At 65.0% G+C, this 26,646-nt stretch carries 21 protein-coding genes; 14 read left to right on the forward strand and 7 right to left on the reverse strand.

Annotated features, from left to right (window positions below; all coding sequences use genetic code 11):
* Positions 1–4: 4 nt before the first annotated feature.
* Positions 5–286, reverse strand: coding sequence for a peptidylprolyl isomerase (locus ASB57_RS24980; protein WP_057654624.1), 282 nt, complete (start codon positions 284–286; stop codon positions 5–7).
* Positions 287–399: 113 nt separating this feature from the next.
* Here ASB57_RS24980 and ASB57_RS24985 point away from each other — a divergent pair, with 113 nt between their 5' ends.
* From ASB57_RS24985 to ASB57_RS25020, 8 genes are all read left to right on the forward strand, one after another.
* Positions 400–1,764 carry a deoxyguanosinetriphosphate triphosphohydrolase gene (locus ASB57_RS24985; RefSeq protein ID WP_057654625.1) on the forward strand — a complete coding sequence of 455 codons (1,365 nt, stop codon included), beginning with the start codon at positions 400–402 and terminating at the stop codon, positions 1,762–1,764.
* Complete coding sequence (locus tag ASB57_RS24990) at positions 1,761–2,465, forward strand: hypothetical protein (RefSeq protein WP_057654626.1); 705 nt, start codon at positions 1,761–1,763, stop codon at positions 2,463–2,465. Before ASB57_RS24985 ends, ASB57_RS24990 begins: the two co-directional genes overlap by 4 nt.
* Positions 2,466–2,508: 43 nt before the next feature.
* A complete protein-coding gene (locus ASB57_RS24995; protein ID WP_057654627.1) occupies positions 2,509–3,777 on the forward strand; it encodes a carboxylesterase/lipase family protein in 1,269 nt (422 codons plus the stop codon).
* A 34-nt stretch (positions 3,778–3,811) separates the two neighbouring features.
* Positions 3,812–4,768, forward strand: coding sequence for a tripartite tricarboxylate transporter substrate binding protein (locus ASB57_RS25000; RefSeq protein WP_231755240.1), 957 nt, complete (start codon positions 3,812–3,814; stop codon positions 4,766–4,768).
* Between the two features lie 187 nt (positions 4,769–4,955).
* Positions 4,956–7,067, forward strand: a complete 2,112-nt coding sequence (locus ASB57_RS25005; RefSeq protein WP_057654628.1) for a hydantoinase/oxoprolinase family protein — start codon at positions 4,956–4,958, stop codon at positions 7,065–7,067.
* Positions 7,067–8,755, forward strand: a complete 1,689-nt coding sequence (locus ASB57_RS25010; protein WP_057654629.1) for a hydantoinase B/oxoprolinase family protein — start codon at positions 7,067–7,069, stop codon at positions 8,753–8,755. Before ASB57_RS25005 ends, ASB57_RS25010 begins: the two co-directional genes overlap by 1 nt.
* Positions 8,756–8,844: 89 nt before the next feature.
* Positions 8,845–10,230: an MFS transporter gene (locus ASB57_RS25015; protein ID WP_057654630.1), complete on the forward strand. Its 1,386-nt coding sequence runs from the start codon at positions 8,845–8,847 to the stop codon at positions 10,228–10,230.
* Between the two features lie 132 nt (positions 10,231–10,362).
* The gene (locus tag ASB57_RS25020) at positions 10,363–11,097 is read left to right on the forward strand and encodes a hypothetical protein (protein WP_057654631.1); all 735 of its coding nucleotides are present in this window, start codon (positions 10,363–10,365) and stop codon (positions 11,095–11,097) included.
* Here ASB57_RS25020 and ASB57_RS25025 read toward each other — a convergent pair.
* The 6 genes from ASB57_RS25025 to ASB57_RS25050 form a co-directional block, all read right to left on the reverse strand.
* Positions 11,055–12,011 carry a LysR family transcriptional regulator gene (locus ASB57_RS25025; protein WP_057654632.1) on the reverse strand — a complete coding sequence of 319 codons (957 nt, stop codon included), beginning with the start codon at positions 12,009–12,011 and terminating at the stop codon, positions 11,055–11,057. The two genes, ASB57_RS25020 and ASB57_RS25025, sit on opposite strands and share 43 nt — an antisense overlap.
* Positions 12,012–12,138: 127 nt before the next feature.
* Positions 12,139–12,954 carry a transporter substrate-binding domain-containing protein gene (locus ASB57_RS25030; RefSeq protein ID WP_057654633.1) on the reverse strand — a complete coding sequence of 272 codons (816 nt, stop codon included), beginning with the start codon at positions 12,952–12,954 and terminating at the stop codon, positions 12,139–12,141.
* Positions 12,955–13,250: 296 nt separating this feature from the next.
* Positions 13,251–14,252 carry a tripartite tricarboxylate transporter substrate binding protein gene (locus ASB57_RS25035; RefSeq protein WP_231755241.1) on the reverse strand — a complete coding sequence of 334 codons (1,002 nt, stop codon included), beginning with the start codon at positions 14,250–14,252 and terminating at the stop codon, positions 13,251–13,253.
* A gap of 13 nt (positions 14,253–14,265) precedes the next feature.
* The gene (locus tag ASB57_RS25040; RefSeq protein ID WP_057654634.1) at positions 14,266–15,369 is read right to left on the reverse strand and encodes an amidohydrolase family protein; all 1,104 of its coding nucleotides are present in this window, start codon (positions 15,367–15,369) and stop codon (positions 14,266–14,268) included.
* Between the two features lie 136 nt (positions 15,370–15,505).
* A complete protein-coding gene (locus ASB57_RS25045) occupies positions 15,506–16,591 on the reverse strand; it encodes an Ldh family oxidoreductase (RefSeq protein ID WP_082621819.1) in 1,086 nt (361 codons plus the stop codon).
* Positions 16,592–16,738: 147 nt separating this feature from the next.
* The gene (locus ASB57_RS25050) at positions 16,739–17,665 is read right to left on the reverse strand and encodes a LysR family transcriptional regulator (RefSeq protein ID WP_197424819.1); all 927 of its coding nucleotides are present in this window, start codon (positions 17,663–17,665) and stop codon (positions 16,739–16,741) included.
* Between the two features lie 127 nt (positions 17,666–17,792).
* Here ASB57_RS25050 and ASB57_RS25055 point away from each other — a divergent pair, with 127 nt between their 5' ends.
* The 6 genes from ASB57_RS25055 to ASB57_RS25080 all read left to right on the forward strand — a co-directional run bounded on the left by ASB57_RS25055 (position 17,793) and on the right by ASB57_RS25080 (position 26,576).
* Complete coding sequence (locus tag ASB57_RS25055) at positions 17,793–18,236, forward strand: cupin domain-containing protein (protein WP_082621820.1); 444 nt, start codon at positions 17,793–17,795, stop codon at positions 18,234–18,236.
* Positions 18,237–18,383: 147 nt separating this feature from the next.
* Positions 18,384–21,620 carry a CheR family methyltransferase gene (locus ASB57_RS25060; RefSeq protein ID WP_082621821.1) on the forward strand — a complete coding sequence of 1,079 codons (3,237 nt, stop codon included), beginning with the start codon at positions 18,384–18,386 and terminating at the stop codon, positions 21,618–21,620.
* Entirely contained in the window at positions 21,571–22,137 is a 567-nt protein-coding gene (locus ASB57_RS30820; protein WP_082622070.1) for a response regulator, read from the forward strand. The genes ASB57_RS25060 and ASB57_RS30820 overlap by 50 nt, the downstream gene beginning before the upstream one ends.
* Before the next feature lie 131 nt (positions 22,138–22,268).
* Positions 22,269–22,778 (forward strand): sigma-70 family RNA polymerase sigma factor, encoded by a 510-nt coding sequence (locus ASB57_RS25070; protein ID WP_057654636.1) that lies wholly within the window; start codon positions 22,269–22,271, stop codon positions 22,776–22,778.
* Between the two features lie 81 nt (positions 22,779–22,859).
* Complete coding sequence (locus tag ASB57_RS25075; protein WP_057654637.1) at positions 22,860–23,819, forward strand: FecR domain-containing protein; 960 nt, start codon at positions 22,860–22,862, stop codon at positions 23,817–23,819.
* Positions 23,820–24,056: 237 nt separating this feature from the next.
* Positions 24,057–26,576, forward strand: coding sequence for a TonB-dependent receptor (locus ASB57_RS25080; RefSeq protein WP_231755242.1), 2,520 nt, complete (start codon positions 24,057–24,059; stop codon positions 26,574–26,576).
* Positions 26,577–26,646 lie beyond the last annotated feature (70 nt).

Below are 26,646 nucleotides of genomic sequence, written 5' to 3' on the forward strand. Positions count from 1 at the left end.
GTGATCAGTCCTGGCGGCTGGTCACTTCCACCAGGTGATAACCGAACTGGGTCTTCACGGGGCCCTGCACTTCGTTGACCGGGGCGCTGAACACCACCTGGTCGAATTCGGGAACCATCTGGCCGCGGCCGAAGGTGCCCAGGTTGCCGCCGTCACGCTTGGACGGGCAGCTGGAGTTCTCTTGAGCCAGCTTGGCGAAGTCGGCGCCGTTTTCGATGGCGGTCTTCAGTTCCTTGGCTTTTTCCTCGGTGGAGACGAGGATGTGGCGAGCGGAGGCGAAAGGCATGGATTTCTCCTTCAAAATGGATCTGGAAGGTTAACGCACTTGCTCTGTCCCCGTCTTCCGTAATAATAGGCGCCTGACAAGCAACGAAAAACCGCGTCGCGCCGGAGGATTTCATGCAATGGGACCGTCTACTTACGCCGCAGCGCCTGGGCAAACGGGCCGCGCCGATGGAGCAGGACCCGCGCAGCGAATTCACGCGCGATAACGATCGCATCGTGTTCTCGTCGGCCTTTCGCCGCATGCAGGACAAGACCCAGGTCTTTCCCCTGGCCAAGAGCGATTACGTGCGCACCCGGCTGACGCACAGCCTGGAGGTGGCCTCGGTGGGCCGTTCACTGGGGATGCGGGCGGCCGAGCGCATCCGGCGCGTCTGCCCGGAAGCGGCCGAGGTGGCGCAGCCGGACGAGGTGGGCATGATCGTCGCCAGCGCCTGCCTGGCCCACGATATCGGCAACCCGCCGTTCGGCCACGCGGGCGAGTCGGCGATCCAGGAATGGTTCAGCCGCGTGCCCGAAGGACGCGAGTTCCTGGCGCGCAGCGATATGAGCGAGGCCGAGCGCCGCGACCTGGAAGCCTTCGAAGGCAATGCCCAGGGTTTTCGCATCCTGACCCGCCTGCAATATCCCCAGCAGCGCGGCGGCATGCATCTGACCGCGGCCATGCTGGCGACTTTCGCCAAGTATCCCGGCGCCTCCACCGCCGCCGATAAGGCCGGGGCGGCCATCGGCCGCCACAAGTTCGGCTATATGCATTCCGAGGCCGATCTGTTCGAGGAAGTCGCGACGATGACCGGGTTGCTGCGCCGCCAGGGGCTGGACCCGCGGGCGCCCGCGGCCTGGCATCGCCATCCGCTGGCTTTCCTGGTCGAGGCAGCCGACGACATCTGCTATCACGTCATGGACATAGAAGATGGCTACAAGGCGGGTGTGGTCAGCTACGAACAATTGCTGGACCTGCACGGCCCCTGGCGCGACGACCATATCGACGGCCGCGCGCGACAGATGGGCACGGACGCGCAGAAGGCGGAGTTCTATCGCGCCAAGACCATAGGCAAGCTGATCGACGACGTGGTCGACCGCTTCGAGGCCTGCCTGCCCGGCATGCTGGACGGCAGCTTCGATGGCGAACTGATGATCGGCATACCCCGGGCCGAGGCATTCAAGCGATTCAAGGAAGTGGCGCGCCTGCGGGTCTATTGCCATCAGGCCGTGCTGGAAATCGAGGCTTGCGGCTTTGAGGTGATCAGCGGCCTGCTGTCGGCCTTTCTGGGCGCGGTGGAAGACAACGCGGAGCGCGGCGTGCAAGGGCAGAGCGTGCGCACCCGCACCCTGCTGCATCTGATGCCGGGCGCGCTGGCGGAGTTCGCGGCGCTGTCGCCTTACCAGCGTGCCTTGTGCGTGACCGATTTCGTTTCCGGCATGACCGATACCTATGCGGTCGAGTTTTATCAACGTATCCGCGGAATTTCCCTGCCATGAAGCGCGTCGTCGTCGGTTTGCTGTTTTCCTTGTTGATGTTCGGCGCGGCACTGTGCTTCTTCGGCGCCGCCACGAGCCGTGGGTTGATCTACTTTCCCGGCCTGGGCATCGATCCCGCCGACCTGGGCAAGCTGCTGGTGTTGATCGGCCTGCTGGTGATGCCTTTCATGGTGACCCTGCAGATCGATGCCGCTCGCGGCACGCGGTCGACCCGCTATGCCGTGCTGCTCAGCCTGGTGATTCTGCTGGCGTTTCCCTTGCCTTTCGAGGGCCGGCGCTGGTCCTACGCCATGAACGCCGACGGCACGCCCATGATCGATGAAACGTTCAAGACACCGGTCAAGTCGTGGGACGCTTTTCTGGGCTATGCGCCTTTCTGGAAGTCCAGGTATGTGAAGCCGACCGCGCATCCAGCCTATACGCGGGACAATCACACGCGCGAGGTCGACGAAGGCAACGCGCTGTGGGGCAGTCGTACCACCTACAAGCTGTACGCCAACATCGGCTCGGACGATTACGAATGCCGGTCTTCCGCGGCCTTCCATCTGCTGGGCTTCTACTACGACGACCAGCGCGACGGGCGCGGCGAAGAAGAGGTGACCCTGGACAAGGACACGCGCTGCCAGACCGTCAAGCTGGACGATGGTGTGGTCGACCGGGACCAGCCCGTCATTGCCATCCCCGTCATGCCCGGCCGCTGAGCGGGCTGCCGGCACACCCCACATTCTCAAGGAGCATGCAGCGATGAAGCAGACAGTCCAGGCCAGCCTGCCGCAAGGTACCTTGATCGGCGCGAGCGAGCAGGGTGTCTGCCGCTTTTCCGCGATCCCCTACGCGGAGGCGCCCGTCGGTTCGCTGCGTTTCGCGCCGCCGCAACCCGCCCGATGGCGTGGGGAACGAGATGCCACGCAGGCCGGCCCGGTATGTCCGCAACTGCCGTCGCGGCTGCGCCGGGTGATGGGCGATTTCCAGGCGGACCAGTCCGAGGACTGCCTGCACCTGACCGTATGGACCCCCGCTGTCGACACGCAATTGCGTCCCGTGGTGGTGTGGCTGCACGGCGGTGCCTGGCAGAGCGGCGCCGGCGCGCTGGATTGGTATGACGGTGCGGGGCTGGCACAGCGGGGCGACATCGTGGTGGTCTCGCCCAACTACCGGCTGGCCGGCCTGGGCTGGCTATGCCTGCCGGGGGAAACCGCCAACGTCGGTTTGCTCGACGAAGAAGCGGCCATCGCCTGGGTACACACGCATATCGCGGCCTTCGGCGGCGACCCCGCGCGCATCACCGTGATGGGCCAATCCGCCGGGGCTTCCAATATTGCCTTGATGCTTGCGCGCAAGCCACTGTTCCAACGCGCCATCATGCAGAGCGCCGGCCTGGGCCGCGGCTTTCGCGATGCCGCACAGGCCGAACACCTTAGCCGCGTTTTTCTGCGCGCGGCCGGCGCGGACAGCCTGGCCGCCGCGCGCCAACTGCCGGTGCAGGCGCTGCTGGACGCGCAGCAGTCTCCAGAGGTGGCCGCGGCCCTGCAGGCGGAAGGATCGAGCCGCAGCCTGTTCTATCCCGCGATAGACGGCGAGGTGGTGACGGCGGACATCGAAACCGCCATGACGGAGGCCGCGGGCCGCGCCGACGTCCTGATCGGCCATACCCGCGACGAACTGGCCGCGTTTCCCGGCGGTGGACTGGATGAAGACAGCCGGCGCAAGGGCGAGCAGACCTTCGCGCTGCGCTCGCGCCGTTGGGCCCGGGATGCCATCGAACGTGGACGGCAGGCCTGGGAGTACCGCTTCGATGTCGGCTACAGCCCTGAGTTCGGCGCCTGCCACTGCGTCGAGCTGCCCTTTGTGTTTGATACTTTCGCCGCCTTCCGTGGCGCGCCCATGTTGCAAGGGCTGTCCGATGAAAAGGCGCGACAAGTGTCAGAGGCCGTGCAGCACGCCTGGATCGCCTTCATCCGCGGCGGGTCGCCCGGCTGGGACGCCGCGCCGGCCCAACATATTTTTGCGTAGAGCCGTTTCCGTAGTGCCATAAAAAGGGAAATTCGTGATCAATCTGAAGCGCTGCGCGCTCATCCTTGCCCTGTGTCTGCCTTGCCTGGCCCAGGCCGCCTTTCCGGAAAAACCTTTCCGCATCATCGTGTCCAATCCACCCGGCGGTCCGGTGGATGTGATGCTCCGCGTGCTCGCCAACAAATTGGGCGAGGCCTGGCAGCAACCCATCGTGGTGGAGAACCGCCCGGGCGCGTCCGGCATCATCAGCACCGGCGTGCTGGTGAAGTCACCCGCCGACGGCTATACGCTGGGCATGGTGGTGGCGTCCGCGCTGACCATCGTTCCCTTCGCCGTCGACAAGCTGCCCTACGATCCCCAGAAAGACCTGCAGCCGGTTTCGCTGGTGGCGCGCACGCCGTTTCTGTTCATCGTGCGCAGCGACAGTCCGTTCAAGACCTGGGATGACTTCGTGCGCGCCAGCCATCAGAGCGAGCTGGCCATCGGTTCCTTCCCGCGCGGCACGGCCTTCCACCTGATCTGGGAGCAGACCGCGCGGCGCGCCGGGGTCAAGGCCTTGTACGTGCCGTCGGCTTCGTCGGGCAAGACGCAGAACGATCTGATCGGAGGACAACTGGATATTGCCCTTGATGCGCCGTCCAGTTCGCAGGCCCTGATCCAGGCGGGCCGTCTGCGTCCGCTGGTGATCACCAGTCCGACGCGTTTCGCCGGCCTGCCGGACACCCCCACGCTGCAGGAATCCGGCATGGCGGACTATGCGCCGCAGCCCTGGATCGGCCTGATGGCGCCGGCTGGCGTGCCGGCGGACCGTATCGCCTTCATCCAGCAATCTGTCGCCAAGATCCTGCAAGATCCCGCTATGAAGGCGCAAATGGCCACGCTGGGGATGATCCCCATAGGCAGCACCCCCGCGGTGCTGGGCGCCACCATCGAGCACGATCGCGCGGAGATGGCGCCCCTGATCAAGGAATTAGGCATCCGTCTGGAATAGCGCGCCTCAGGAAATCAGCGCTCCCCAGGCTTCGGACTAACCCTATGAGGGTATTTGCTGGCACAGCCAGACTTGTCCTCGCAGCACTAATTACTTGTTTGCCAAGCCTGCGCTGCCGGACCGATGATCGATTCGTACGGCGGCGAATCAAAGGCCGCTTCGATTCACAGGCTCTCTACGGCAGAACATGGCAAACACGCAGGCAGCATGCAGGGCGGGTGTCGACATCGGTGGTACGTTCACTGACGTGGCGCTGGAATACGAAGGGCGGCTGTCCACCGCCAAGGTGCTCACGGATTACGAGAAACCGGAGCGAGCCATCGTCCAGGGCCTGAAGCTGGCGGCCGCGGAAGCCGGCATCTCGCCTTCGATCATTCGTTCGGTCGTACACGGCACCACGCTGGCGACCAACGCGCTGATCGAGCGCCGCGGCGCCAAGACCGCTTTCATCACCAGCGATGGCTTCCGCGACGTGATCGAAATGCGCAACGAAGGCCGCTTCGAGCAATACGACCTGGCCATCCAGCTGCCCCCGGCATTGATCCCGCGCTGCGACCGCTACTCGCTCAAGGGACGCCTGGATGCCAACGGGCATGAACTGGTGCCGCTGGACCTCGACGGCCTGGATGGCATCATCGACGCCATCCGCGCCGGCGGTTTCACCAGCGTGGCCGTGGGCCTGATGCATAGCTACCGCAACGGCGCGCACGAACGCAAGGTGCGCGAACACCTGCTGCGCGCGCTGCCTGGCGTGGCCATCTCGATCTCCAGCGAAGTGTCGCCGCAGATCCGCGAATTCGAACGCTTCAACACCGTATGCGCCAACGCTTACGTGAAGCCCCTGATGTCGTCCTACCTGAACCGCCTGGCCAGCGCGCTGGCGGAAGAGGGCATGCGCTGTCCGCTGTACCTGATCCACTCCGGCGGTGGCTTGATGTCCCTGGCCAGCGCCGCGGAATTCCCCGTGCGCCTGCTCGAATCGGGCCCGGCCGGCGGCGCCATCTACGCCAGCCACGTGGCCGCGCGCTACGGCCTGGAACGCGTGCTGTCCTTCGACATGGGCGGCACCACGGCCAAGATCTGCCTGATCGAGGACCTCAATCCCAAGACGGCCCGCACCTTCGAAGTCGCCCGCACCTACCGCTACAAGAAAGGCAGCGGCATGCCCATCTCCATCCCCGTGATCGAGATGGTGGAAATCGGCGCGGGCGGTGGCTCCATTGCCCACGTCGACGACCTGAAGCAAGTGCGCGTCGGCCCGGAAAGCGCCGGCTCCGAGCCGGGACCGGCCTGCTACGGCCGCGGTGGCGAACGGCCCACCGTTACCGATGCCGACCTGGTGCTGGCCAAGCTCGACGCCAAGCGCTTCGCCGGCGGCTCCATCACCCTGGACACCGCAGCCTCGCACAAGGCCGTCGAGACGCACGTGGCCAAGCCCCTGAACGGCGAGACCGTGCAGGCCGCCTACGCGGTGGCTGAAATGGTGGACGAAAACATGTCCAACGCCGCGCGCATGCACGCCGTCGAAAGCGGCCGCGACCTTAGCGAATACGCCATGATCGCCTATGGCGGCGCAGCCCCGCTGCACGCCGCGCGCCTCTGCGAAAAGCTCGGCATGGACCGCCTGCTGGTGCCGCCTGGCGCTGGCGTGGGCTCGGCCATCGGCTTTCTGCGCGCGCCCTTCGGCTATGAGTCGCTGCGCAGCGCCGTGATGCGCCTGACCCGCTTCGATGCCGACGTGGTCAACGGCATGATCGCCGAGATGAATGAAGAGGTTTCCAGCTTCCTGCGCGAAACCGGCCATACGGGCACCACGGTGCGCGAACTGCGCGCCTACATGCGTTATGCCGGCCAGGGCTGGGAAATCCCCGTCGCCGCGCCGATGGCCGTCGTCGACCAGGCAGGGCTTGGGGTACTGCGCGAGAATTTCGTGCAGGCCTACACGCAACTGTTCGGCCACGAAGTCGTCGGCCTGGACGTCGAGGTCGTCAGCTGGTCGCTGTCCCTGCGCAGCGAAGTGCCGCCGCCGGAACGGATCAAGGCCAGCCTGGGCGACCGCGTCGCCTCGCGCAAGGACTATCCGCCTATCGACAGCCGCCAGGTCTTCGACGCCAAGACCGGCGAATTCCTGGACTGCGCCATCTACGATCGCGCCAGCCTGCCGGTCGGCCTGCGCCTGGATGGGCCGCTGATCGTCACCGAAAAAGAAACCTCGTCCTATGTCAGCCCGAGCTACAGCCTGATCCTGCAAGAGGACGGTTGCCTGCTGATTCAACGTGCAGAAAAGGAAGTCGCGTAATGAGCACGAACAAGAAAGGCGCGGCCATCCGCGTCCGCGAACAGATCATGTGGAACCGGCTGATCGCGGTGGTCGAGGAACAGGCGGTCACCCTGGTGCGCACGGCTTTCTGCACCAGCGTGCGCGAGGCGGGCGACCTGTCGGCCGGCGTCTTCGACGCCCAGGGCCGCATGATCGCCCAGGCCGTCACCGGCACGCCGGGCCACGTCAACTCCATGGCGGAATCGGTCGGCCACTTCGTCGACCAGTTCGCCGGCAAGCTGGTGCCGGGCGATGTGCTGGTCACCAACGACCCCTGGAAGGGCACCGGGCATTTGCATGACATCACCATGGTCACGCCGGTATTCCGCCGTGCAGCCGCGACACCAGCCGGCGCCCCGCGCCTGATCGGCTTCTTCGCCTCGACCGCGCACGTGGTGGACATCGGCGGCCGCGGTTTCGGCCCGGATGCCGGCGAAGTGTACGAAGAAGGCCTGTGCGTGCCCTTGATGAAGTTCCACAAGGGCGGCGAGGTGAATGAAGACCTGATCGAGATCCTGCGCAGCAACGTGCGCGAGCGCGATCAGGTGATCGGCGATTTCCACTCCCTGGTGGCCTGCAATGACACGGGCCGCCGGCGCCTGGAATCCATGATGGACGAGTTCGGCCTGGATGACCTGCAGGAACTGGCCGAGTTCATCTTCGAGCATAGCGAACGGGCCACCCGCGAACGCCTGGCGGCCTTGCCGGCAGGCAGCCATGCGTACGAAATGCGCGTGGACGGCTATGAACAGCCGATCGACCTGCACGTCACCGTGCAAGCCAGGGACGGCACCATGTACGCCGATTTCGATGGCACGTCGGGCCCCAGCAAGTACGGCATCAACGTGCCGCTGACCTATACCAAGGCCTATGCCTGCTACGCCCTGAAATGCGCGCTGGCGCCGGATATTCCCAATAACTGGGCCTCGCTCAAGCCCTTCGAGATCACCGCGCCGGAAGGCTGCATCCTGAACGCGCCGCGTCCCGCGCCGGTGGCCGTGCGGCACGTGCTGGGCCATCTGATTCCCGACGTGGTGCTGGGCGCCCTGCAAACCTACAAGCCGGACCTCATCCCGGCGGAAGGCGCCAGCGCCTTGTGGAACCTGCAGATGCGCTTTACCGGTGTGCGGCCCGAAACCAATCAGGCTCGCCATGAAATGCTGATCTTCAATACCGGCGGCACCGGCGCGCGTCCCGCGAGCGACGGCCTCAGCGCGACGGCTTTCCCCAGCGGCGTGCACACCATGTCGTCCGAAGTCACGGAAAGCATCGGCCCCATCATCGTCTGGCGCAAGGAGTTGCGGCCCGACTCCGGCGGCGCGGGCAAGTGGCGCGGCGGGCTGGGCCAGCGCATCGAAATCGGTGCGCACGACGGCTATCACTTCACCTTGAACGCCATGTTCGATCGGGTTGCCTTCCCCGCCCGCGGCCATGAAGGCGGCGGCAACGGCGCGGCCGGCAAGGTGGGCATGGACGACGGCACCGTCATGAAAGCCAAGGGCACGCAGCTGATTTCCGAAGGCAAGCGCCTGGTGCTGGATCTGCCGGGTGGCGGTGGCTACGGCGCGCCCACCGCGCGTCCGGCCGCCCTGGTCCAACGGGATGTTCGTGACGGCTACATCAGCGAAGCACAGGCGCGGCAGGATTACCCGCACGCCTTCGACTAAACCGCGGCGTGCAAGCGCGGGGCATGTGCCCCGCGTTGCGCAGCCGAGCATATCCCAGCGCCAGGCTGCTGGAACACAAGGGGAACACGATGGCTATCAATGCAGCACAGGCATCCGACGAACTACGGTTCGATCGACGCGGCGCGCCGGGCGATACGACCTCAGCCACCGCGCCACGCAAGGTGGGCAAGGAAGAACTGAATCGCGTCGTCCTGGCGTCGGTGGTGGGCAGTTTCGTCGAGTGGTTCGAGTTCTCGGTTTACGGATATCTGGCCAGCGTCCTGGGCAAGGTCTTCTTCCCGGCCAGCGCGCCGGGAACGCAATTGATCGCATCGCTGGCGGCCTTCGCCATCGCGTTCTTCGCGCGTCCCTTCGGCGGCATCATCTTCGGGCCCATCGGCGACAGGTTGGGCCGCAAACAGGTGCTCACCGTCACCATCCTGATGATGGCGGTGGCCACCTTCGCCATCGGCCTGATTCCGTCGCATGACACCATCGGCATGGCCGCGCCGGTGTTGCTGGTGCTGCTGCGCCTGCTGCAAGGTATCTCGGCCGGCGGCGAAGGCAGTGGCGCGGCGATCTACGTGGCCGAGTACTGCTCGGACAAGCGCCGCACGGCGATCACCAGCTGGATCGAAGTCGGCTGCATCAGCGGCTTTGCGTTCGGCGCCACCATCACCACGGTGCTGACGACGTTCTTCACCACGGAACAAATCTACCAGTGGGCCTGGCGCGTTCCCTTCCTGCTGGCCCTGCCGCTGGGCGGCATTGGTCTGTATATCCGCAAGCGCCTGGAAGAGTCGCCCGCTTTCGAGGCCGTCAGCGAGAACAAGAAGTCGCATGCCAACGCCGGCTGGAACTACCTGTTCACCAAGTGCATGCGGCTGGTGCTGCTTTCCTGCGGCATCATCATCGTGACCAACGTCACGCTGTACACGGTGACGACGTATATCCCCACCTACCTGATCAGCACTTTGACCATCGACGCCAAGGCCGGCTTCCTGATGTCCCTGGGGCCTCAGCTGTTCCTGATCGCCATGATTCCGGTCATGGGCGCGCTGGCGGATCGCATCACCCGCAAGCGCCTGATGCTGGCGGGCAGCTTCGGCGTGCTGATCATGGCCATTCCGTGCTTCAACATGCTGGTGACGGGCGACTATACGATCAAGGTCGTCGCGCTGCTGATCCTCAATCTTTGCCTGGCGGCGCTGCTGGGTTGCATCTACTCGATCATTCCGGCGCTGTTTCCCACGCAGGTGCGCTTCACCGGCATGGCGGTCAGCTATAACGTGGCGGTAGCGCTGTTTGCCGGCACGGCGCCCATGCTCAATGCCTGGCTGATTCAGCAGACGGGCAACAAGATGATGCCCGCGTACTACCTGATGTTCGGGGCGGTGCTGGGCATCGTCGCGCTGATCCTGACCCGCGATAACACCGGACAGCCGATGCCGGGGGACGAGCCGCGTCCTGAATAGTTTCTTCGCGATGCACAGGAATTTTCGCCTCGGTTATCCGCGTGATGCCGGGGCGAAATTCTATCTGGATGATGGTTCGCGCCAGACGACGCCGCTAGGCTTGGAGGGCTGATACTTTCCTGGAGTCTAGCCATGAGCACATCCGGCATATCGTCCGCGCAACATCGGGTGACCGCGCGCGATCTGGATCTGGATCAACTTGCAGCCGGGCACATCCACCGGCTGGCGGGTCTCAACCGTATCGGTCCGGGCGCGCTGGGTCGCGCCAGTCTGAAGCGTATCAGCGCATTGAGGCACGATGCGCTGACCGTGGCGCAGACATCCATCAAGGTGATCACGTCCAGGCTGGCGTCCATAGGTCGCGCGTGTCGCGCCTGCCGGTCTCGCCCGGGCCGGCTCGCCGCGCCGTCCGAGCGGGACGCAACGCTGCGGGAGCATGAACGCATGGACGCGCTGCTTAAGCTGATGCAGCGGCTGGCCACACGCCGCGATGCCGAATCGGGCAAGGTCAAGCCGCGCGACGTGCGCGCCTATCAGGGGTTCAGCGATGCCAAAGGCAAGGCTCTGCTGAGTCAGCTAGGCGCGGATGTCGAGCAGTTGCTGCGCAAGGACCTGGACATGAGCCGTGGCACCGAGAGAGGGTTGTTGATGGCGGGGCTGGTCGGGACCATGGGCACCGTCTACCCAGCTGGTGGCGACGGCAAGTGCGCCGGCGAGGTGATCTACCAGACGGCGGTGAAGATGATGGCGAAGGAGATATTCGAGGATACCGGGGCAGCCAACCCCTTGCTCGGCCGGGCGGGCAGGCCGCCGAGCCCGGCGGATCAGGCGTCCGCGTATTGGTCGGGCCTGCACTTCGAGGTGTAGCCGACCACGCTTTCGGTGCAGACTTCATCCAGCAGCCAGCGGGTGAACTGCATCAGGGTGGGCGAATGCCGGCGGTCGGGTCGAACCAGCAGGCTGAAACGCGGAATGTGCCCGACGGGCAGCTGTTTGAGCAGGTCCATGCCGAAGGGCGCCGCCAGGCGTCCCGCGTGGATGCCACGGACGGCATCGGCGTAGGAAATGAAGCCGACACCCAGGTCGGCCAGGATGGCTTCCATCATGGCGGCGTGCGTGTGCAGCATCATGATGGGCTGGGACGGACGCTCTTCCACACCCAATAGCTTGAGCGTGTCTTCCCACAGCGAGTTCGCCACCAGGGGCACCACCACCGCGTGCTTGAGCAGGTCCTGGGGGGTATTGACGGGCAGCCGCTCCAGCAGGCGCGGCGTCGCCACCAATACTTTCAGGTCGTCGATCAGCGGCGTCTCCACGAACTCCGGCGGGGCGCCGTAGCTCCAGTGAATGGCGGCCTCCAGGCCCTTGTTGTTGAACTCGTCCAGCTCCACGCCGATGGCCATGCGCACATCGATGTCGGGCACGCACGACGTGAAGCGGCCCAGGCGCGGCACCAGGAATTCGGTGGCGAAATACGGGCTGACGTAAAGATAGAGCTGCTGCTTGGCGGAGGCCGGCTGAATGGCGTCCACGCCTTCGGCGAAACGGTCGAGCCCGTCGCGTACATGCTTGTAGAACTGGCGGGCGGCGTCCGTCGGAGTCAGGCTGCGCGCGCTACGTTGGAACAATTGCTGTTCCAGATGCGATTCCAGCTGCTTGAGCTGCAGGCTGACTGCCTGCGGCGTCAGGCACAGTTCCCCCGCGGCCTGGCGTATCGAGCCATGGCGCATCACCGCTTCGAAGATGCGCAGGCTGTTCAGAGGGGGCAGGCGGTAACGCATGGTCGCAAGTAAACCTCGCCCCGCGCGTGGCGGGGCCGGGACGGGAAGCGGGTTCGAGGATTCCGATCATAGTCGGAAAAGGGTCCTGCTCGCCGCGTCCTTCAAAGACCGCCTGCCCGGGGCCGCCTTATTGCGCGGACACCGTGCCGCGCACGTTGGCGCGTTCCACGGCCTTTTGCACCGTGCCGTTGGCAACCGACGCCTGGACGAAATCCTTGACGAAGTCCTGGCCGGCCTCGCGGCCCTTGGGCACGCCGATGGCGAAATGTTCCAGGCCCCAGTGGTCGGGCAGCACGCGCGAACCGGGCAGCTTGTCGCTCAGTTCGAACAGGATGGCGTTATTGGTCGCGAAGGCGTCGATCTTGCGGGTACGCAGCATCTCCACGGCCTGTGCCAGGGTCGCCACCGGCACCAGCCTGGCCTTGGGATAGAACGGCTTCAGTTCTTCGCCCGTCGAGCTGCCTTTGCTGACGCCGATGCGCAGGCCCTTGCGCTTCAGGTCGTCCAGCTTCTTCAGGCGCGAGTTCTTCACCACCAGCGCGCTCTTTTCCACGTCCAGCACCGTGGGCGAGAAGTCCATGGTCTGGGCGCGTTCGTCGGTGGCATTGGTGAACGTGAAGTCGGCATCGCCATTGGCCACGGCCTTCAGGGCTTCGGCATTGTTGGGGAAGACCTTGGCTTCAAACGGCACGCCCAGCTTTTGCGCGAAGGCCTGGCCGACGTCGTAGCCGACGCCGCGCGGGTCGTCACCGTCCTTGCCGGCGACATAGGACGTGGGGCTGCCCTGGTACATCGCGACGCGCAGGGTGCCGGTCGGCGCCAGCGTGTGCTGGGCGGCGGCCAGGCTCTGCTTGGCGGCCTCGTCCGGCGAGGTGTGGGCGCAGCCTTGCAGCAGCGCGGTCAGCGACAGGGCAATGGCCGCAAGGGTATTTCGTTTGAACATGAGATCTCCTAACTGCGTGAGGCGAGCGTTTGATAGTCCAATTCTTCAGTTCTTCGATAGCGCGGCCGGCCCGGCAAGCCTGGGTAAAAATTATTCTGCTGTGCTTGGGGGGCAGGGCGCCGGCGTGGTTCGCACGCCGGGCGGGATATTACCGGCGTCCTGAAACAAATTGCTGACGCAAGGCTGTCGAAAAGGCTGAAAAAGATACTGGTTGTATCTGGACTGGCTGACCGCACGCGGCGAGGGCTCTCGGCCGCGTCCCTGGCGCGCATGCGCTCGGGACGCGGCAACGGGGATCAATCCACTTTGATGTTGTTATCGTCGATCAACTTCTTGTAGACCTGCAGCTGCGACTTGGTCAGGTCACCCAGTTCCTTGGCCGACGACCCGCGTGGCGATGCGCCTTGCGCCGCCAGCTTTTGTTGCAGGTCGGGATTGGCCAGGGCCTTCTTGATGGAGGCATTCAGGCGCTCGACGACAGGAGCCGGCGTCTTCTTGGGCGCGACCACCACGAACCAGGACTCGAAGGTGAAGGGCACGGAGCCCGATTCCGAGATGGTCTTGACGCCGGGCAAGCTGGCCAGCTCCTTCTCCGAACACACGCCGATCAAGTCCAGTTTCTTGCCGTCGGACAGGCTCTTGACGGTTGCCACGGCCTGGAACGCGGCCTGGACTTCTCCCGCCGCCACCCCTACCGCCGCCTGTGAAGCGCCCTTGTACGGGACGTGTACGACGTCCAGCTTGTTACGCGCGGTAAAGAGCGCCATGGCAATGTGTTGCGGACTGCCGATGCCGCCGGACCCGTAGTGCAGCTTGCCCGGCGCCGCCTTGGCGGCCGCGATGAAGTCCGCGGCGCTCTTGTAGTTCAAGCTGGGTGTCGTCACCAGGGCCCAGGCGAAGGTCGTCGCCAGCGACACCGGCGCGAAATCGCGTACCGGGTCCCAGGGCATATTGGCCTGCATATTGGGCACCATGGTCAGGATGCTGTCGTTGAAGCCGCCTATGGTGTAGCCGTCCGGCGCGGCCTTGGACACGCGATCCGCCCCGATGATGCCGGCGGCGCCCGGCTGGTTTTCCACCACCACCGCCACGCCCAGCTCCTTGGCCATTTCCTGGGCTACCAGCCGCGCGGCGTTATCCACCGCGCTGCCCGCCGCCAGGGGCACGATCATGGTGATGGCGTGATCGGGGTAGGCGGCCTGCGCGGCGGCCGTGTATCCGCCGGCCACGATGCCTGCCGCGAGCAAGGCGCGCCGCAGGGTTTGCGTGAAAGCGCTTTTCATGGCGTGTTTTGTCATGGTCTGTCTCCCCTCAAAGTTTGATATTGAGTAGTTTTTTTGCGTTGCCGCTGAGGATCGCGGCACGGTGGTCATCCGGCATGGACGTCGCCAACACCTGGTCGACGGGATGTTGCTCCCAGGGAATGGGATGGTCGGTGCCCACCACGACCTGGTCGATACCGACTTGGGAAATCAGGAAGTTCAAGGCCTCCGGCGTGAACACCATGGCGTCCACGTAGATCTGGCGGATGTATTCCGACGGTTTTTTCTTCAGGACGATCTCGGGATTGCAGTTCGACGGCGAGACGTAGCAGGACCGGTCCGAGCGCGCGGCATACGTGCCCAGGTAGCCGCCGCCATGGGCGGCGAGGATTTTCAGCCGGGGAAATTTATCCAGCGTTCCCTCGAAGATCAGATGCTCCAGCGCGATCGTCGTATCCAGCGGATTGCCGATCACATTGGACAGCCAGCCGTTGCCCTGGAAGCGCTTGGCCAGTTCCGGCGTGCTTTGCGGATGGATGAACAGCGTCGCGTCCAGTTCCTGGGCCTTGGCCCAGACCGGATGAAAGCGCTCATCGGAAAAGGAGGCGCCGCCCACGCTGCCGCCGATGGCCGCGCCGCGCAGCCCCAGTGTCTTGACCGCATGTTCCAGTTGCTGCACCGCCAGGTCCGGGAACTGCAAGGACAGCGAGCCGAACGCCGTGAAGCGATCGGGATACGCGCGGCTCAGCTCGGCGAACTTCTCGTTGTGGATCTTGCAGATGGCGGCGGACGTGTCCCTGTCTTTGCCGTACCAGAAGGGGTTGATGGACAGGACCTCCATGTCCACGCCCATGGCATCCATGTCCGCCAGGCGGCCCGCGATGGCTTTCTCGTCGCCGGCGGCGATGAAGTGCTCCTGGACGCCGCGCACCGGGGGCAGGACCTTCTTGGCGTCCTCGCCCATGAGGGCTATGGCCTCCTGGAAGTAGCAATGCGCATGGGTGTCGATGACCTTGACCCGTTCGCCGTTCATCATCAAGGCGGGGCGTTTGCCGGCCGGCTGCGCCGCGCGCGCGGCGTCGAGCAGCCCGCAGCCGCAGAACATGATGCCGGCGCTGGCGGAACCCGCCAGAAAACCTCTGCGCGTAACCATCGCTGTCTCCTCTCCATTGTTTTTTATGTACCGGTCGCCGGACGGTATGCCGGCGTTACGGGAATCGCATTTACCGCTGGTATTGCATGTCCTTCAGTCCACGTTCTTCGTTGGGTGCCGCCCGGGTGCGGCGGCTTCAGGCGATGGGGGCGACGCCGACGCTTTCGGCCAGGGCGTCCAGCGCGGCCCGCAGCTCCGCATGCACTGGCACGCCGTCGCGCATGCGGTCTTCGTAGGTGATAGCGGACTGCTCGCCCGGCAGGCGGATCTCGCCGGCGCCCGGGAGGAGTTCCGAGGACTTCATCTGCGTCCAGATATCATCGATGCAGGCTTCGAACTGCGCCATCGGCATGAAGGCGGTGACGTCGATGGCCAGCACGGCCTGGCCGGTGTTGGTCACGCTCTTGTAGTCCTTGTTGAAATCCACCACGTCGCGGCCGAAGGCGGCGCCGTTGAGCGTGCCGGCCAGGATGCCGAACATCAGCGCCAGGCCATAGCCCTTGGCGCCGCCGATGGGCAGCAGAAACCCTTCGTCCGAGCGCTTGGGATCCAGCAGGGGCTTGCCGTCGCGGCCCACCATCCAGCCTTCCGGCATGGTCTGCCCGCGCTGGGCCAGCGCCTTGACCTTGCCGTAGGCCGCGGTGGTGGTGGCCATGTCCAGCACGATGGGGGGGCGGCTGGCGGCCGGCACCGCGATGGCGATGGGGTTGGTGGACAGCAGCATGTCGATGCCACCCCAGGGCGGCATGTGATTGGCGCTGCCGACGGCCATGTAGATGCCGATCATGCCGTGTACCAGCGGCATGCGGGCGTAAAGCCCGGCCGGCCCGGCATGGTTGCTGTGGCGCGTGCCGACCCAGCCTATGCCGGCGCGGCGGGCTTTTTCGATGGCGAGGTCCGTGGCCCGTTTCATGACCAGATGGCCCATGGCGTTGTCGCCATCGAGCAGGGCGGTGGCGGCGCGCTCCTCGACGATGCGCATGTCCGGACGCAGATTGATGCCGCCGGCGCGGATGCGCTTCACATAGGCAGGCAGGCGAAACACCCCATGGGCGTCGGCCCCGCGCGCGTCGGCCTGCGCCATGATGGCGCCTACCGTGTCGGCATCCTCGGGCGGCATGCCTGTGGCGGTCAGTACAAGGGTGATGAAGCGCTGCAGCTCAGCGACGGGGACGGATGGCGTATCGATGGAAATCGAGCGTTCGGTATTCTTGGCGGTCATCTCTGTAGCTTGTCTATGGCGGCCGCTGCATGGCGTGGCCGCGTCCCTGGCCCGTCTTGTCGGGTGTCAGGGAAGTATAGGAAGCAGAGGCGCCGGCCACTAATACCGTTTCCGGACGGACCTATATTATTTTGATCTGGCTCGCGGTTAGTGCCCGGCGGGTGCCTTGCTGAAGTTGAACACCCGCAGGCGATCGAGCCTGGCGATCTCGGCGACGACCATCTCGCGTAGCGCGGCCACGGCGGTGCCCTGCGTGGCCTCGATGCGGGTAGCCATCATCAGATGGCGGTTGAGTTGAACACCGGAAACTTCGGTCAAAGTCACACCCGCGTCGCCCCGTGCCTGCTTGAATACGGATACCGGCATCAATGTGCACCAGTCGCCATTGCGCACCAGGTCGCGGATCGCATCGACCGAATCGATTTCCGAGTGAATGTTCAGATGCACGCCCATGGGCTGCAACTGGCGTTCGACCACGGTGCGGTGCAGCGTGGTCATCAGCAGGGGGATGCGCGCCAGTTCGGCCAGCGACACGATGGGCTCCATTTTCATGGACTTGGGCGCGGCCAGCGCGAAGGGCTCGCCGACCAGCGGATGCAAGGCCAGCGGGCGGTCGGCGCTGGCGCTCATGCTCGTGATGATGGCCATGTCCAGCATGCCTTTTTCCAGCATGTCCAGCAGTTCGGGTGTGAACGCTTCGCGCACCACCAGCCGCGTCTGGTCCAGCGTGCGATGGCAGCGGTCGAAGAGGCCGGGCACCAGCACGCGCGACAGGGTGGGCGATACCCCGATCACCATGCGGCTTTCACCGGATTCGGCCGGGCCCGCCAGCTGGCGCTTGACCCGCTGCGCTTCGTCCAGCATCCGGTGCGCGGCTTCGTAGAGCGTGACGCCGGCCTGGGTCAGACGCACGCCGCGCGCAGTTCTTTGCAGCAGGGGCACGCCCATTTCTTCTTCCAGCGCGTGCATTTGCCGGCTCAACGCGGGCTGGGCGATGGAAATCGCCTCGGCGGCGGCCGTCAGGCTGCCCGCGTCCGCGATCGCCACGAAGTATTTCAGGGTTCGAAGATTCACCGCCGCGCGCCCTCTGCCGTACAGGTCTATCGCAGAATGATATACCTGCTTGCCCATTCGGCATTGGACGGTGCCGTCACGCGCTGTCTAGACTTTCGGCTTACCCGATTGTCCAGGAGCACATCGCATGTCCAGCACCGCCCAAGTCCCGTCCCAGTCCCCGGAACCGGCCGGCCTCAAGCCGCAAATCTTCCACCCGGACCAGATGAAGGCCTACGAACGCGGCGGCGGCGCCCGCACCATCCCCCTGGCCAGCGCGTCCAAGGGCGCGCAAGCCTTCATCAACGGCATCACCGAGTTCGGCCCCGGCGCGAAGATTCCCTTCCACTTCCACAACTGCGAAGAAAGCGTGATGCTGCTGGAAGGCGACGCCATGTTCGACATCGACGGCAAGGAATTCCGGCTCAAGCCCATGGACACCACCTGGATCCCGGCGGGCGTGCCGCACCGCTTCCGCAACCTGTCGGACACCAAGGGCATGAAGATCCTGTGGATCTACGGCTCGGTCGACGCCACCCGCACCCTGGTCGAAACCGGCGAGACCCGGTCCATCACCGCCGAACATAAGTAAAACCGCGTCTCAGGCGCCGCCCCCTGGTCATCGATAGTCTGCTACCCTTTCCGTCGGCATGCCGCGGCCTGGCGCTCTCATGGGCGCCAGGTGCGCTTGCCTGGCACATACACATGGAAACGGGCGCGCGCGAGCGCGGGAGCAAGCATGGCGGCAGCAGCGGATTTTCCCATCGTAGGCATAGGCGCGTCGGCCGGCGCGGTGGAAGCCTTGCAGGGGTTCTTCCGCGGCGTGCCGGACAAGCCCGGTTTCGCCTGCGTCATCGTCACGCATCTGGGCCCCGGCCGCGAAAGCATGCTGCCGGAGATCGTCGCCCGTTTCACGTCCATGCGCGTCCTGCCCATGGAAGACGGCATGCCGGTGGAGATCAACTGCGTCTACCTGGCGACCACCGCTGCGGTCGTCGGAATCAAGAAGCGCAAGCTGTCGCTGGACGAGGTGGATCCAGCACATCCGGAACGCCGGCCGGTCGACATCTTTCTTAGCGCACTTGCCGAGGATATCGGTGAACTGTCGGCGGGGGTAGTGCTGTCCGGCGGCGATGCCGACGGCACCCTGGGCATCAAGGCCATCAAGGAGCGCGCCGGGCTGACCCTGGCGCAGACGGCGGACGCCTTCGGACCGCAGCACGAGAACATGCCCAAGAGCGCCATCGGTACGGGGATCGTCGACTTTGCGGTTCCCGCGGAGCAGATGGGCGCGAAGCTGGTCAGCTTTGCCAAGGGTCTATACCTGCTGGACGATCTGGCCGAGGGCGATCGCGCCCGGGCTGGCGCTCGCAAACTGGACGAAGCACGTGAAAGCATCTATGCGCTGCTGCGGGCCCAGATGGGCCACGATTTCAGCGGCTACAAGGTCAACACCTTCCTTCGGCGCGTGCAAAGGCGCATGCAGGTGCTGGAAATCGAGGAGCCGGACCTCTACGTGACGCGCCTGGGCGCGGACCCCGAAGAAGTGGCCGCGCTGTTCCGCGACCTGTTGATCAACGTCACCAGCTTCTTCCGCGATGCGCAGGCCTTCCAGGCCCTGGCGGATAGCATCCTGCCCAAGCTGCTCGATGGACGCGGCGCCCGCGACACGGTGAGGATCTGGGTGCCTGGCTGTGCGACGGGGGAAGAGGTCTACTCGCTCGCCATGTTGATGCGCGAGTTGCTGGACGATTTCGAGCAGACGCCGCGGGTGCAGATATTTGCCACGGATATCGATGACAGCGCGCTTTCAGTGGCGCGCACGGCCCGTTATCCGCTGCCTTTGCTCGATGGAGTATCGGACGCGCGGCGCGAGCGCTTCTTCATACACGATGGCCGCAGCTATGTCGTCAGCAAGGAGATTCGCGATTTCTGCGTGTTTTCACCGCACAGCGTCATTCGTGATCCGCCATTTTCGCGGATCGACATGGTGTCCTGCCGCAACCTGTTGATCTACTTCGGGCAGGAGATCCAGCGCCAGGTCATCCCCACTTTCCATTACGCCCTGCGCCCGGGCGGCTATCTTTTCCTGGGGACGTCGGAGAACGTCAGTCAGTTCGACGAGCTGTTCGTGCCGGTGGAGAAGAAGCATCGTATTTTCCAGCGCCGCGACGTCGTCGGGGCGCCGTTGCGCCTGCCTTTGTCCATGTCGCCCGCGCGCATCGGCCATATCGCTACGCTGACGTCGAGCCGTCCCAGCCTGGGCGGCGGCGCGCTGCGGCATGCCGTCGACAATCATATGCTGGAGCGCTTCACGCCCCCGCATGTGGTCACCACGCGTGACGGGGATGTCGTGTACTACTCTTCCCGCACCGGGAAATACCTGGAAGCCGCGCCCGGCGTGCCCTCACGCCAGCTTTTCGCCATGGCGCGCAAAGGGCTGGGGCTGGATCTGCGCTCGGTATTCCGCGAGGCCGTGGAGTTCGGCCGGACGGTGACCCGGGAGGGCGTCGCCATCGAGGGGGAGGACGGCCGGGTGCAGTTCATCAGCCTGTCGGTCGAGCCCTTGCCTGAGCAATCGCAGGGCGACCGTATGTACCTGGTGGTCTTCACGGACCAGGGGCCGGTGCTGAACCGCGACGAGGCCTTGCTGCGCGCCCAGGTCATGCAGGATGGCACGACGCTGCAGATCGAGAAGGAGCTGCGCGATTCGCGGGAGCGGCTGCAGTCCATGATCGAGGAGTACGAGACCGCGCTTGAGGAATTGAAGTCCTCGAACGAAGAGCTGGTGTCGGTGAACGAGGAACTGCAGTCTTCCAACGAAGAGATGGAAGCGTCGAAAGAGGAGCTGGTCTCCTTGAACGAGGAGCTGCACACCGTCAATGCCGAATTGAACGGCAAGATCGAGGAACTGGACCGGACCAACGGCGACCTGAAGAATCTGTTTGAAAGCACTTCCGTTGCCACGGTGTTTCTCGACCGCAAGCGGCTGATACGGTCCTTCACCCCGGCCATGGTCAATATTTTCAATATTCGCGATGTCGATCGTGGCCGTCCGCTTACCGATCTGGTCAGCCGCCTCGACCTGCCGGGTTTGGAGGAAAACATCGCTGGGGTGTTCGACGGTGGCAAAACCGTGGAGCGCAAGGTGGCCAGCAGGAACCAGCGGGCGCATTTCCTGGTGCGCCTGGCGCCTTATCTGAACGTGGACGGGCTGAGCGATGGCGTGGTGATCACGTTTGTCGACATTACCGGCATGATTCATGCTGAGGAGCGCCAGAATGTGCTGATCGCGGAATTGCAGCACCGTACGCGCAATCTGCTGGCGGTCATTCAGTCCATCGCTCAGCAGACTTTGCCGGCTGATCCTGCCTTGCAGACTTTCCGTGGTCGCCTGGCTGCGCTGGGGCGCCTGCAGGGGCTGATCGGGGATGCCGATGGCAGCCTGGTCAATCTGGATGAGATCGTGCGGCTTGAGTTGAGTGCGCTGGGCAAGAGCGAAGGTGAGCACATTTCGATCACCGGTCCTGCCGTGCAACTGGGTGTGAACAACGTTCAGACCATCGCGCTGGCCCTGCACGAGCTGGCGACGAACGCGGTGAAATACGGCGCTTTGAAGGACGATGCCGCTTATCTGGATGTGCGGTGGGATGTGGAGAAGGGCCCGTCGGGGGTGGAATCCCTGGTTCTGGACTGGACGGAGCACGGATTGAAATCCGCGCCCGACGCAAGCAAGGTCGGCTTCGGCCGGCAACTGATCGAGAAGGCATTGAAGTACACGCTCAAGGCCCGGACCGAATTACGGTTCAACATGGATGGCATAGCGTGCAGGATAGAGGTCCCACTGCCGACGGTGGCGGGGGATGGGAGCAGCGGCCGAATCGCCGATGCCGGGGTTACTGACGTATTTGGCGGTAAGAATGGCGATGCAAGACGGAGCAAGGGTGCTGGAGGGCCGACGCATTCTGGTAGTTGAGGATGACTACCTGGTGGCGCTGACGGTCGTTGAATTGCTGGAAGACGTCGGCGCTGAAGTGATCGGCCCGGTGTCCACTGCTGACGAAGCCGTCGCCCTGGTGACCGCTGGCGCCACGCCGATCGACGCCGCCATTCTTGATGTGAATCTGGATGGCGAAACCTCTTTCCCCGTTGCCGACGCGCTGGCCGAACGGGATGTCTTCTTCGTGTTCGCCACCGGCTACAGTGGGTCGGTACTGGGTGAACCCTACCGTCACTACCCTCGTTGCCAAAAGCCTTTCGAGCCGGAACACCTGTTCCATACCCTGGCTGCCGGCGCGGTCAAGGCCGCCCCTGTGGCCGAGACGCCGTCTACGGCTAGGGCACCGACGATGGCTCCGGCTCTCGCTGCTGCCGTGGCTCCAGCGATGTCCGTGGCCGCGCCTCCCGCCATGGCTGGTGCTGTGTCTACTCAGCCGGCTGACGACCTGACCGCCGCCCCGCAGGGCGGCACCATGAGCCCCGACATCACCTGAGTCCACGTGCCCCCGGCGGACGCCACGTGAGCACGTGTGCCCCCCAGCAGGGTTGCAATTACGAAAATAATAAGAAAAAATGAGAGCGGTTCTCATTATCATTCTGCGGCGGCCCGCCGCCCGGACAACCCGTGACCGCTCTCGACCCCACTTCCGCGCAAACAGTGCAATCGCTGTACAGCCATCACCATGGCTGGCTACGCGGCTGGCTGCACCGCAAACTCGGCGATGCCTGCGACGCGGCCGACCTGGCCCACGATACCTTCCTGCGCCTGATGGGTTCGAGCCGCCTGGCCACGCTGAATGACGAGCCCCGCGCCCTGATTACCCATATCGCCAAGGGCCTGCTGGTGGATCATTGGCGCCGCCGCCAGGTGCAGCAGGCCTATCTGGAAAGTCTGGCGCATCTTCCCGAACCACAGGCCCCCTCGCCGGAGACGGAACTCATCGTCGTCGAAACGCTGATGCGCATCGACGCGATGTTGCGTGGCCTGTCGGCCCGCACCCGCCAGGCTTTCCTGATGGCCCAGCTGGACGGCCTGACCCTGCAGCAGATCGCGACGCAGACGGGCAGCACCCTGATTACCGTGCGCCGCGACATCCAGCGAGCCCTGGTGGCGTGCATGGCGGTGGCGGACTGAACGCCAGGGCAAAGCAAAGAATCCCCCGTGAGTCGCACACCTTCCTCAGCTTCGTCGGGCACAACAGCCGGCGCCCCAGCCATGTCAGCCTATCCTCCCGCCGCCTTGCTGGAGGAGGCCGCCGAGTGGGTCATGCGGCTGCGCTTCGACACCCCTCAATCCCATGATCGCGAAGCGTTCGCGGCCTGGCTCGCCCGTAGCGCCGCGCACGCCCAGGCTTGGGCCCGCGCGGAAAAAGTGCTGGGCACCTTCGACACCTTGCCCGCGGGCATCGGCAGCCAGGTGCTGCGTCCCGCCGCCAAGGGCGTGAACCGCCGCGCCGTCCTGCGTGCCGGCGCGGGCCTGGCCCTTGGCCTGCCGCTCGCCTGGCTGGCATGGCGCGAACGCCCCTGGCAGGTCTGGCTGGCGGACGCGGCCACGGGCATCGGCGAACGCCGCCGCGAGACGCTGCCGGATGGCACCCAGCTGGTCTTGAACACCGCCAGCGCCGTGGACATTGCTTACTCGGCCAGCGAGCGGCGCGTGATCCTGCGCAAAGGCGAGATTCTGGTCACCACCGGGGCAGACGCTGATGCGCCCGCTTATCGCCCCTTTTTCGTCGACACCCCGGCCGGTACCGTGCAGGCGCTCGGCACGCGTTTCGGCGTGCGCTGCCAGGAGGATGGCGCGGTCGACGTGACGGTGTTCGAGCATGCCGTGCTGGTCCAGCCCGCGCATGGTGCCGCCTTGCGGCTGGAGGCGGGCCAGCAGACCCGCTTCGACGCCGCCGGCGCGCGGACGCCGCGCGCGGCGGAGGAGGGCGCCGACCTGTGGACCCAGGGCATGCTGCTCGCCCGCGACATGCGCCTGGCGGATGTCCTGGCGGAGCTGGGCCGTTATCGGCCGGGCTTCCTGCGTTGCGATCCGGCCATCGCGAATATGCGGGTATCGGGGGCCGTGTCCGTGGCGGACACCGACGCCGCGCTGGCGGCCCTGGCCCAGACCTTCTCCCTGCGCATCCAGCGCATCAGCCGATATTGGGTTTCCGTCGGGCCGGCATGATGGAAGCAGGTCATTTCATGTCCAGGGTTTCTCCTTCGGGGCAACAGGGCAACCCTTGGGTTGCCCTGTTGTGCTGTTTGTTCACGCCAAGCAGCCCCATGTCAAAAGCTTCCGTTTCCCCCAAGTCATGTTTTTTTCGGTCGGCATGATCACTTTTTCCTTCTCGTCCGGAGTGGCATAGGAATACGCGGCGTGCGCCGCCCCTCCATCTCATTTCGACCGAAGGAAAACAGCTCGATGGCTACCCCCCGACCGCGCGGCATGCGTGCCCAGCGCCCCGGCGTATTTGTCCCGGCCGCTACCTGGCAAGCCCTGACCCTGACGACGCTGTTGGGAGCATGCGCCGCCGCGCAAGCCGCGCCATCGTCAAACGCGGCCGCCCAGAACGGTGGCGCCGCGGCGAACAGCCAGCCGACGGCTACGCTCGTCGCCCAGGCCGTCCCGACCGCCGCCAATGGCGCGCGCGCCTACGACATCGCCCCCGGCACCTTGGGCGACACCCTCGCCCGTTATGCCGCCGCGTCAGGCGTGCAACTGGTGTTCGATCCCGCCCTGCTGGCGGGCCGGCAGAGTCCCGGTCTGCGCGGTTCCTTCGGCGTGCAAGCCGGCTTCGACCGCCTGCTGGGCGGCAGCGGCTGGCGGGCCGTGCCGCGCGGCGCGGGCGTGTATGACCTGCAAGCCGTGCCGGCCGGTCCCGCCGTCACCGAGCTGGACGCCGTCACGGTCATCGGCAACGCGGATCAACTGGCGCAGACCGAAGGTTCCAACTCGTACACCAGCCGGGCGGTGACCATAGGCAAGGGCGGGCAGACCCTGAAAGAGATCCCGCAGTCGGCGTCGGTGGTGACGCGCAAGCAATTGGACGATCAGAATCTGAACAATCTGTCCGACGCGATGCGCAACGTCACCGGCATCACCGTGGAGACCTTGAGCAGCGGCGGCAACATCTCCAACTTCATTTCGCGCGGCTATGCGCTCGACACCATCATGGTCGACGGCATCAGCATGCCGGCCGGCGCGGGCAATCTGTCGACGGGCTTCGATCTGGCCATCTACGACCGCATCGAAGTCTTGCGTGGTCCCAGCGGCCTCTACCAGGGCAGCGGCGAGCCCGGCGGCAGCATCAATCTGGTGCGCAAACGTCCCTTGGACAAGTTCGGCTTCAGCGCCCAGACCACCGTGGGGTCCTGGGATTACTATCGCGCCGTCACCGACCTGAGCACGCCTTTCGACGAGGCCGGCAAGGTGCGCGGCCGTTTCATCGCGGCTTACGAGCATCGCGGTTCTTTCATCGATCGCGTCGATGCCGAGCACCCCACGCTGTATGGCGTCATCGAAGCCGACCTGACCCCCGCCACCACCCTGACCGCCGGTATCACCTGGCAGCGTGACCACTCCCGGCCTTCCTTCGGCTTGCCGGCTTATGCGGACGGCAGCTTGCTGGATGTGAAGCGCTCCACCAACGTCAGCGCCCAGTGGAATCGCCTGACCGAGGAAACGACCGAGACCTTCGCGAATCTGGAACACCGCCTGGCCAACGGCGGAGCGATCAAGGCCAGCGTTTTTCATCGTGATACCGACACGCCTACACGGCTGATGACGTGGGCGAACAGCGCGGTCGATCCCGCCACCGGCGATACCAGCGTCATCGGCTGGTCCTATCGCAACCACTGGCAGACCACCGGCACCGACGTCAATCTGAACCTGCCTTTCACGGCGTTCGGACGCGAGCATTCCGTCCTGGTCGGCGCGGACTACACCTACACGCGCAAGGCGTTCAGCTATGGGGGTGGCACGACGTACGCCACCAATATTTATGACCCGGTGCGCAACATGCCGGATCCGGACTTCGACCGGGTCAATGGCAACGAGTCGCGCACATCGCAGCTGGGCCTCTACACCCGCTTCAACTTCCAGGTCATGGACAAGCTGAAGTGGATCGCCGGCAGCCGGCTTTCGTGGTGGCGCAATGACGCGCGCAACAACAATACGTACTTCGACGATTTCAGCCAGAACACCGACCGCGTCAGCGCGCACATCACGCCCTACACCGGCTTGATCTACGACCTGACGCCGGAGTTGTCGGCTTACGCCAGCTACACCAGCATCTTCCAGCCGCAGACCGATACCACGGCGCAAGGCAGCACCTTGAAGCCGCGCACCGGCAAGCAGTATGAGATCGGCTTGAAGGGCGAGTACCTGGATGGCCGTCTCAATACGCATGCGGCCTTGTTCAGGATGGAGGATCGCAATCGCGCCATGGCGGATCCCGATGATCCCATGTTCTCCGTGGCGGCTGGCAAAGTGCGCAGCGAGGGCTTCGAGACCGAGATCAGCGGCTCACCCTTGCCGGGTTGGGATCTGGTCGCGGGCTATGCGTACACCCACACCAAGTATCTGGATGCGGACGTCGGTTCGCAAGGCACGTCGTTCAGCTCGATCACGCCGCGCCATACCTTCAACTTGTGGACCAAGTATGCATTCAGCCAGGAGTCCCTGCGTGGCTTCAGCGTGGGTGCCGGTGTGCGGGTGAACAGCGGCTTCTACGAAGAGGAAAACGACACGCGCTGGAACCAGGGGACCTATACCGTCGTGTCCGCCCAGGTGGGTTACCGCTATAACCGCCATCTGGATACCACGCTGACGGTGAACAACCTGTTCGACCGCAAGTACTACGAGAAGCTGGGCGGCGCCTCGCGGCAGAATTATTACGGTGCGCCGCGCAGTGTGATGCTGAACGTGCGGTATCAGTATTGAAGCAAGGAGGGCGCTGCCGCGACGGGGGGGGGGGCGCATGCCGCCCTGTCGCACGGGCGGCTCGCGGCGG

The organism is Bordetella sp. N, assembly GCF_001433395.1.
GTDB lineage: Bacteria > Pseudomonadota > Gammaproteobacteria > Burkholderiales > Burkholderiaceae_B > Bordetella_C.

Coding starts and splice junctions, on each gene's coding strand:
- ASB57_RS25055 (WP_082621820.1), top strand. CDS start 17,793: ATGTCCAGCACCGCCCAAGTCCCGTCCCAGTCCCCGGAACCGGCCGGC.
- ASB57_RS24990 (WP_057654626.1), top strand. CDS start 1,761: ATGAAGCGCGTCGTCGTCGGTTTGCTGTTTTCCTTGTTGATGTTCGGC.
- ASB57_RS25035 (WP_231755241.1), bottom strand. CDS start 14,252: ATGACAAAACACGCCATGAAAAGCGCTTTCACGCAAACCCTGCGGCGC.
- ASB57_RS25080 (WP_231755242.1), top strand. CDS start 24,057: ATGGCTACCCCCCGACCGCGCGGCATGCGTGCCCAGCGCCCCGGCGTA.
- ASB57_RS25030 (WP_057654633.1), bottom strand. CDS start 12,954: ATGTTCAAACGAAATACCCTTGCGGCCATTGCCCTGTCGCTGACCGCG.
- ASB57_RS25045 (WP_082621819.1), bottom strand. CDS start 16,591: ATGACCGCCAAGAATACCGAACGCTCGATTTCCATCGATACGCCATCC.
- ASB57_RS25015 (WP_057654630.1), top strand. CDS start 8,845: ATGGCTATCAATGCAGCACAGGCATCCGACGAACTACGGTTCGATCGA.
- ASB57_RS25075 (WP_057654637.1), top strand. CDS start 22,860: ATGTCAGCCTATCCTCCCGCCGCCTTGCTGGAGGAGGCCGCCGAGTGG.
- ASB57_RS24980 (WP_057654624.1), bottom strand. CDS start 286: ATGCCTTTCGCCTCCGCTCGCCACATCCTCGTCTCCACCGAGGAAAAA.
- ASB57_RS25005 (WP_057654628.1), top strand. CDS start 4,956: ATGGCAAACACGCAGGCAGCATGCAGGGCGGGTGTCGACATCGGTGGT.
- ASB57_RS25020 (WP_057654631.1), top strand. CDS start 10,363: ATGAGCACATCCGGCATATCGTCCGCGCAACATCGGGTGACCGCGCGC.
- ASB57_RS30820 (WP_082622070.1), top strand. CDS start 21,571: ATGCAAGACGGAGCAAGGGTGCTGGAGGGCCGACGCATTCTGGTAGTT.
- ASB57_RS25040 (WP_057654634.1), bottom strand. CDS start 15,369: ATGGTTACGCGCAGAGGTTTTCTGGCGGGTTCCGCCAGCGCCGGCATC.
- ASB57_RS25060 (WP_082621821.1), top strand. CDS start 18,384: ATGGCGGCAGCAGCGGATTTTCCCATCGTAGGCATAGGCGCGTCGGCC.
- ASB57_RS24995 (WP_057654627.1), top strand. CDS start 2,509: ATGAAGCAGACAGTCCAGGCCAGCCTGCCGCAAGGTACCTTGATCGGC.
- ASB57_RS25025 (WP_057654632.1), bottom strand. CDS start 12,011: ATGCGTTACCGCCTGCCCCCTCTGAACAGCCTGCGCATCTTCGAAGCG.
- ASB57_RS25010 (WP_057654629.1), top strand. CDS start 7,067: ATGAGCACGAACAAGAAAGGCGCGGCCATCCGCGTCCGCGAACAGATC.
- ASB57_RS24985 (WP_057654625.1), top strand. CDS start 400: ATGCAATGGGACCGTCTACTTACGCCGCAGCGCCTGGGCAAACGGGCC.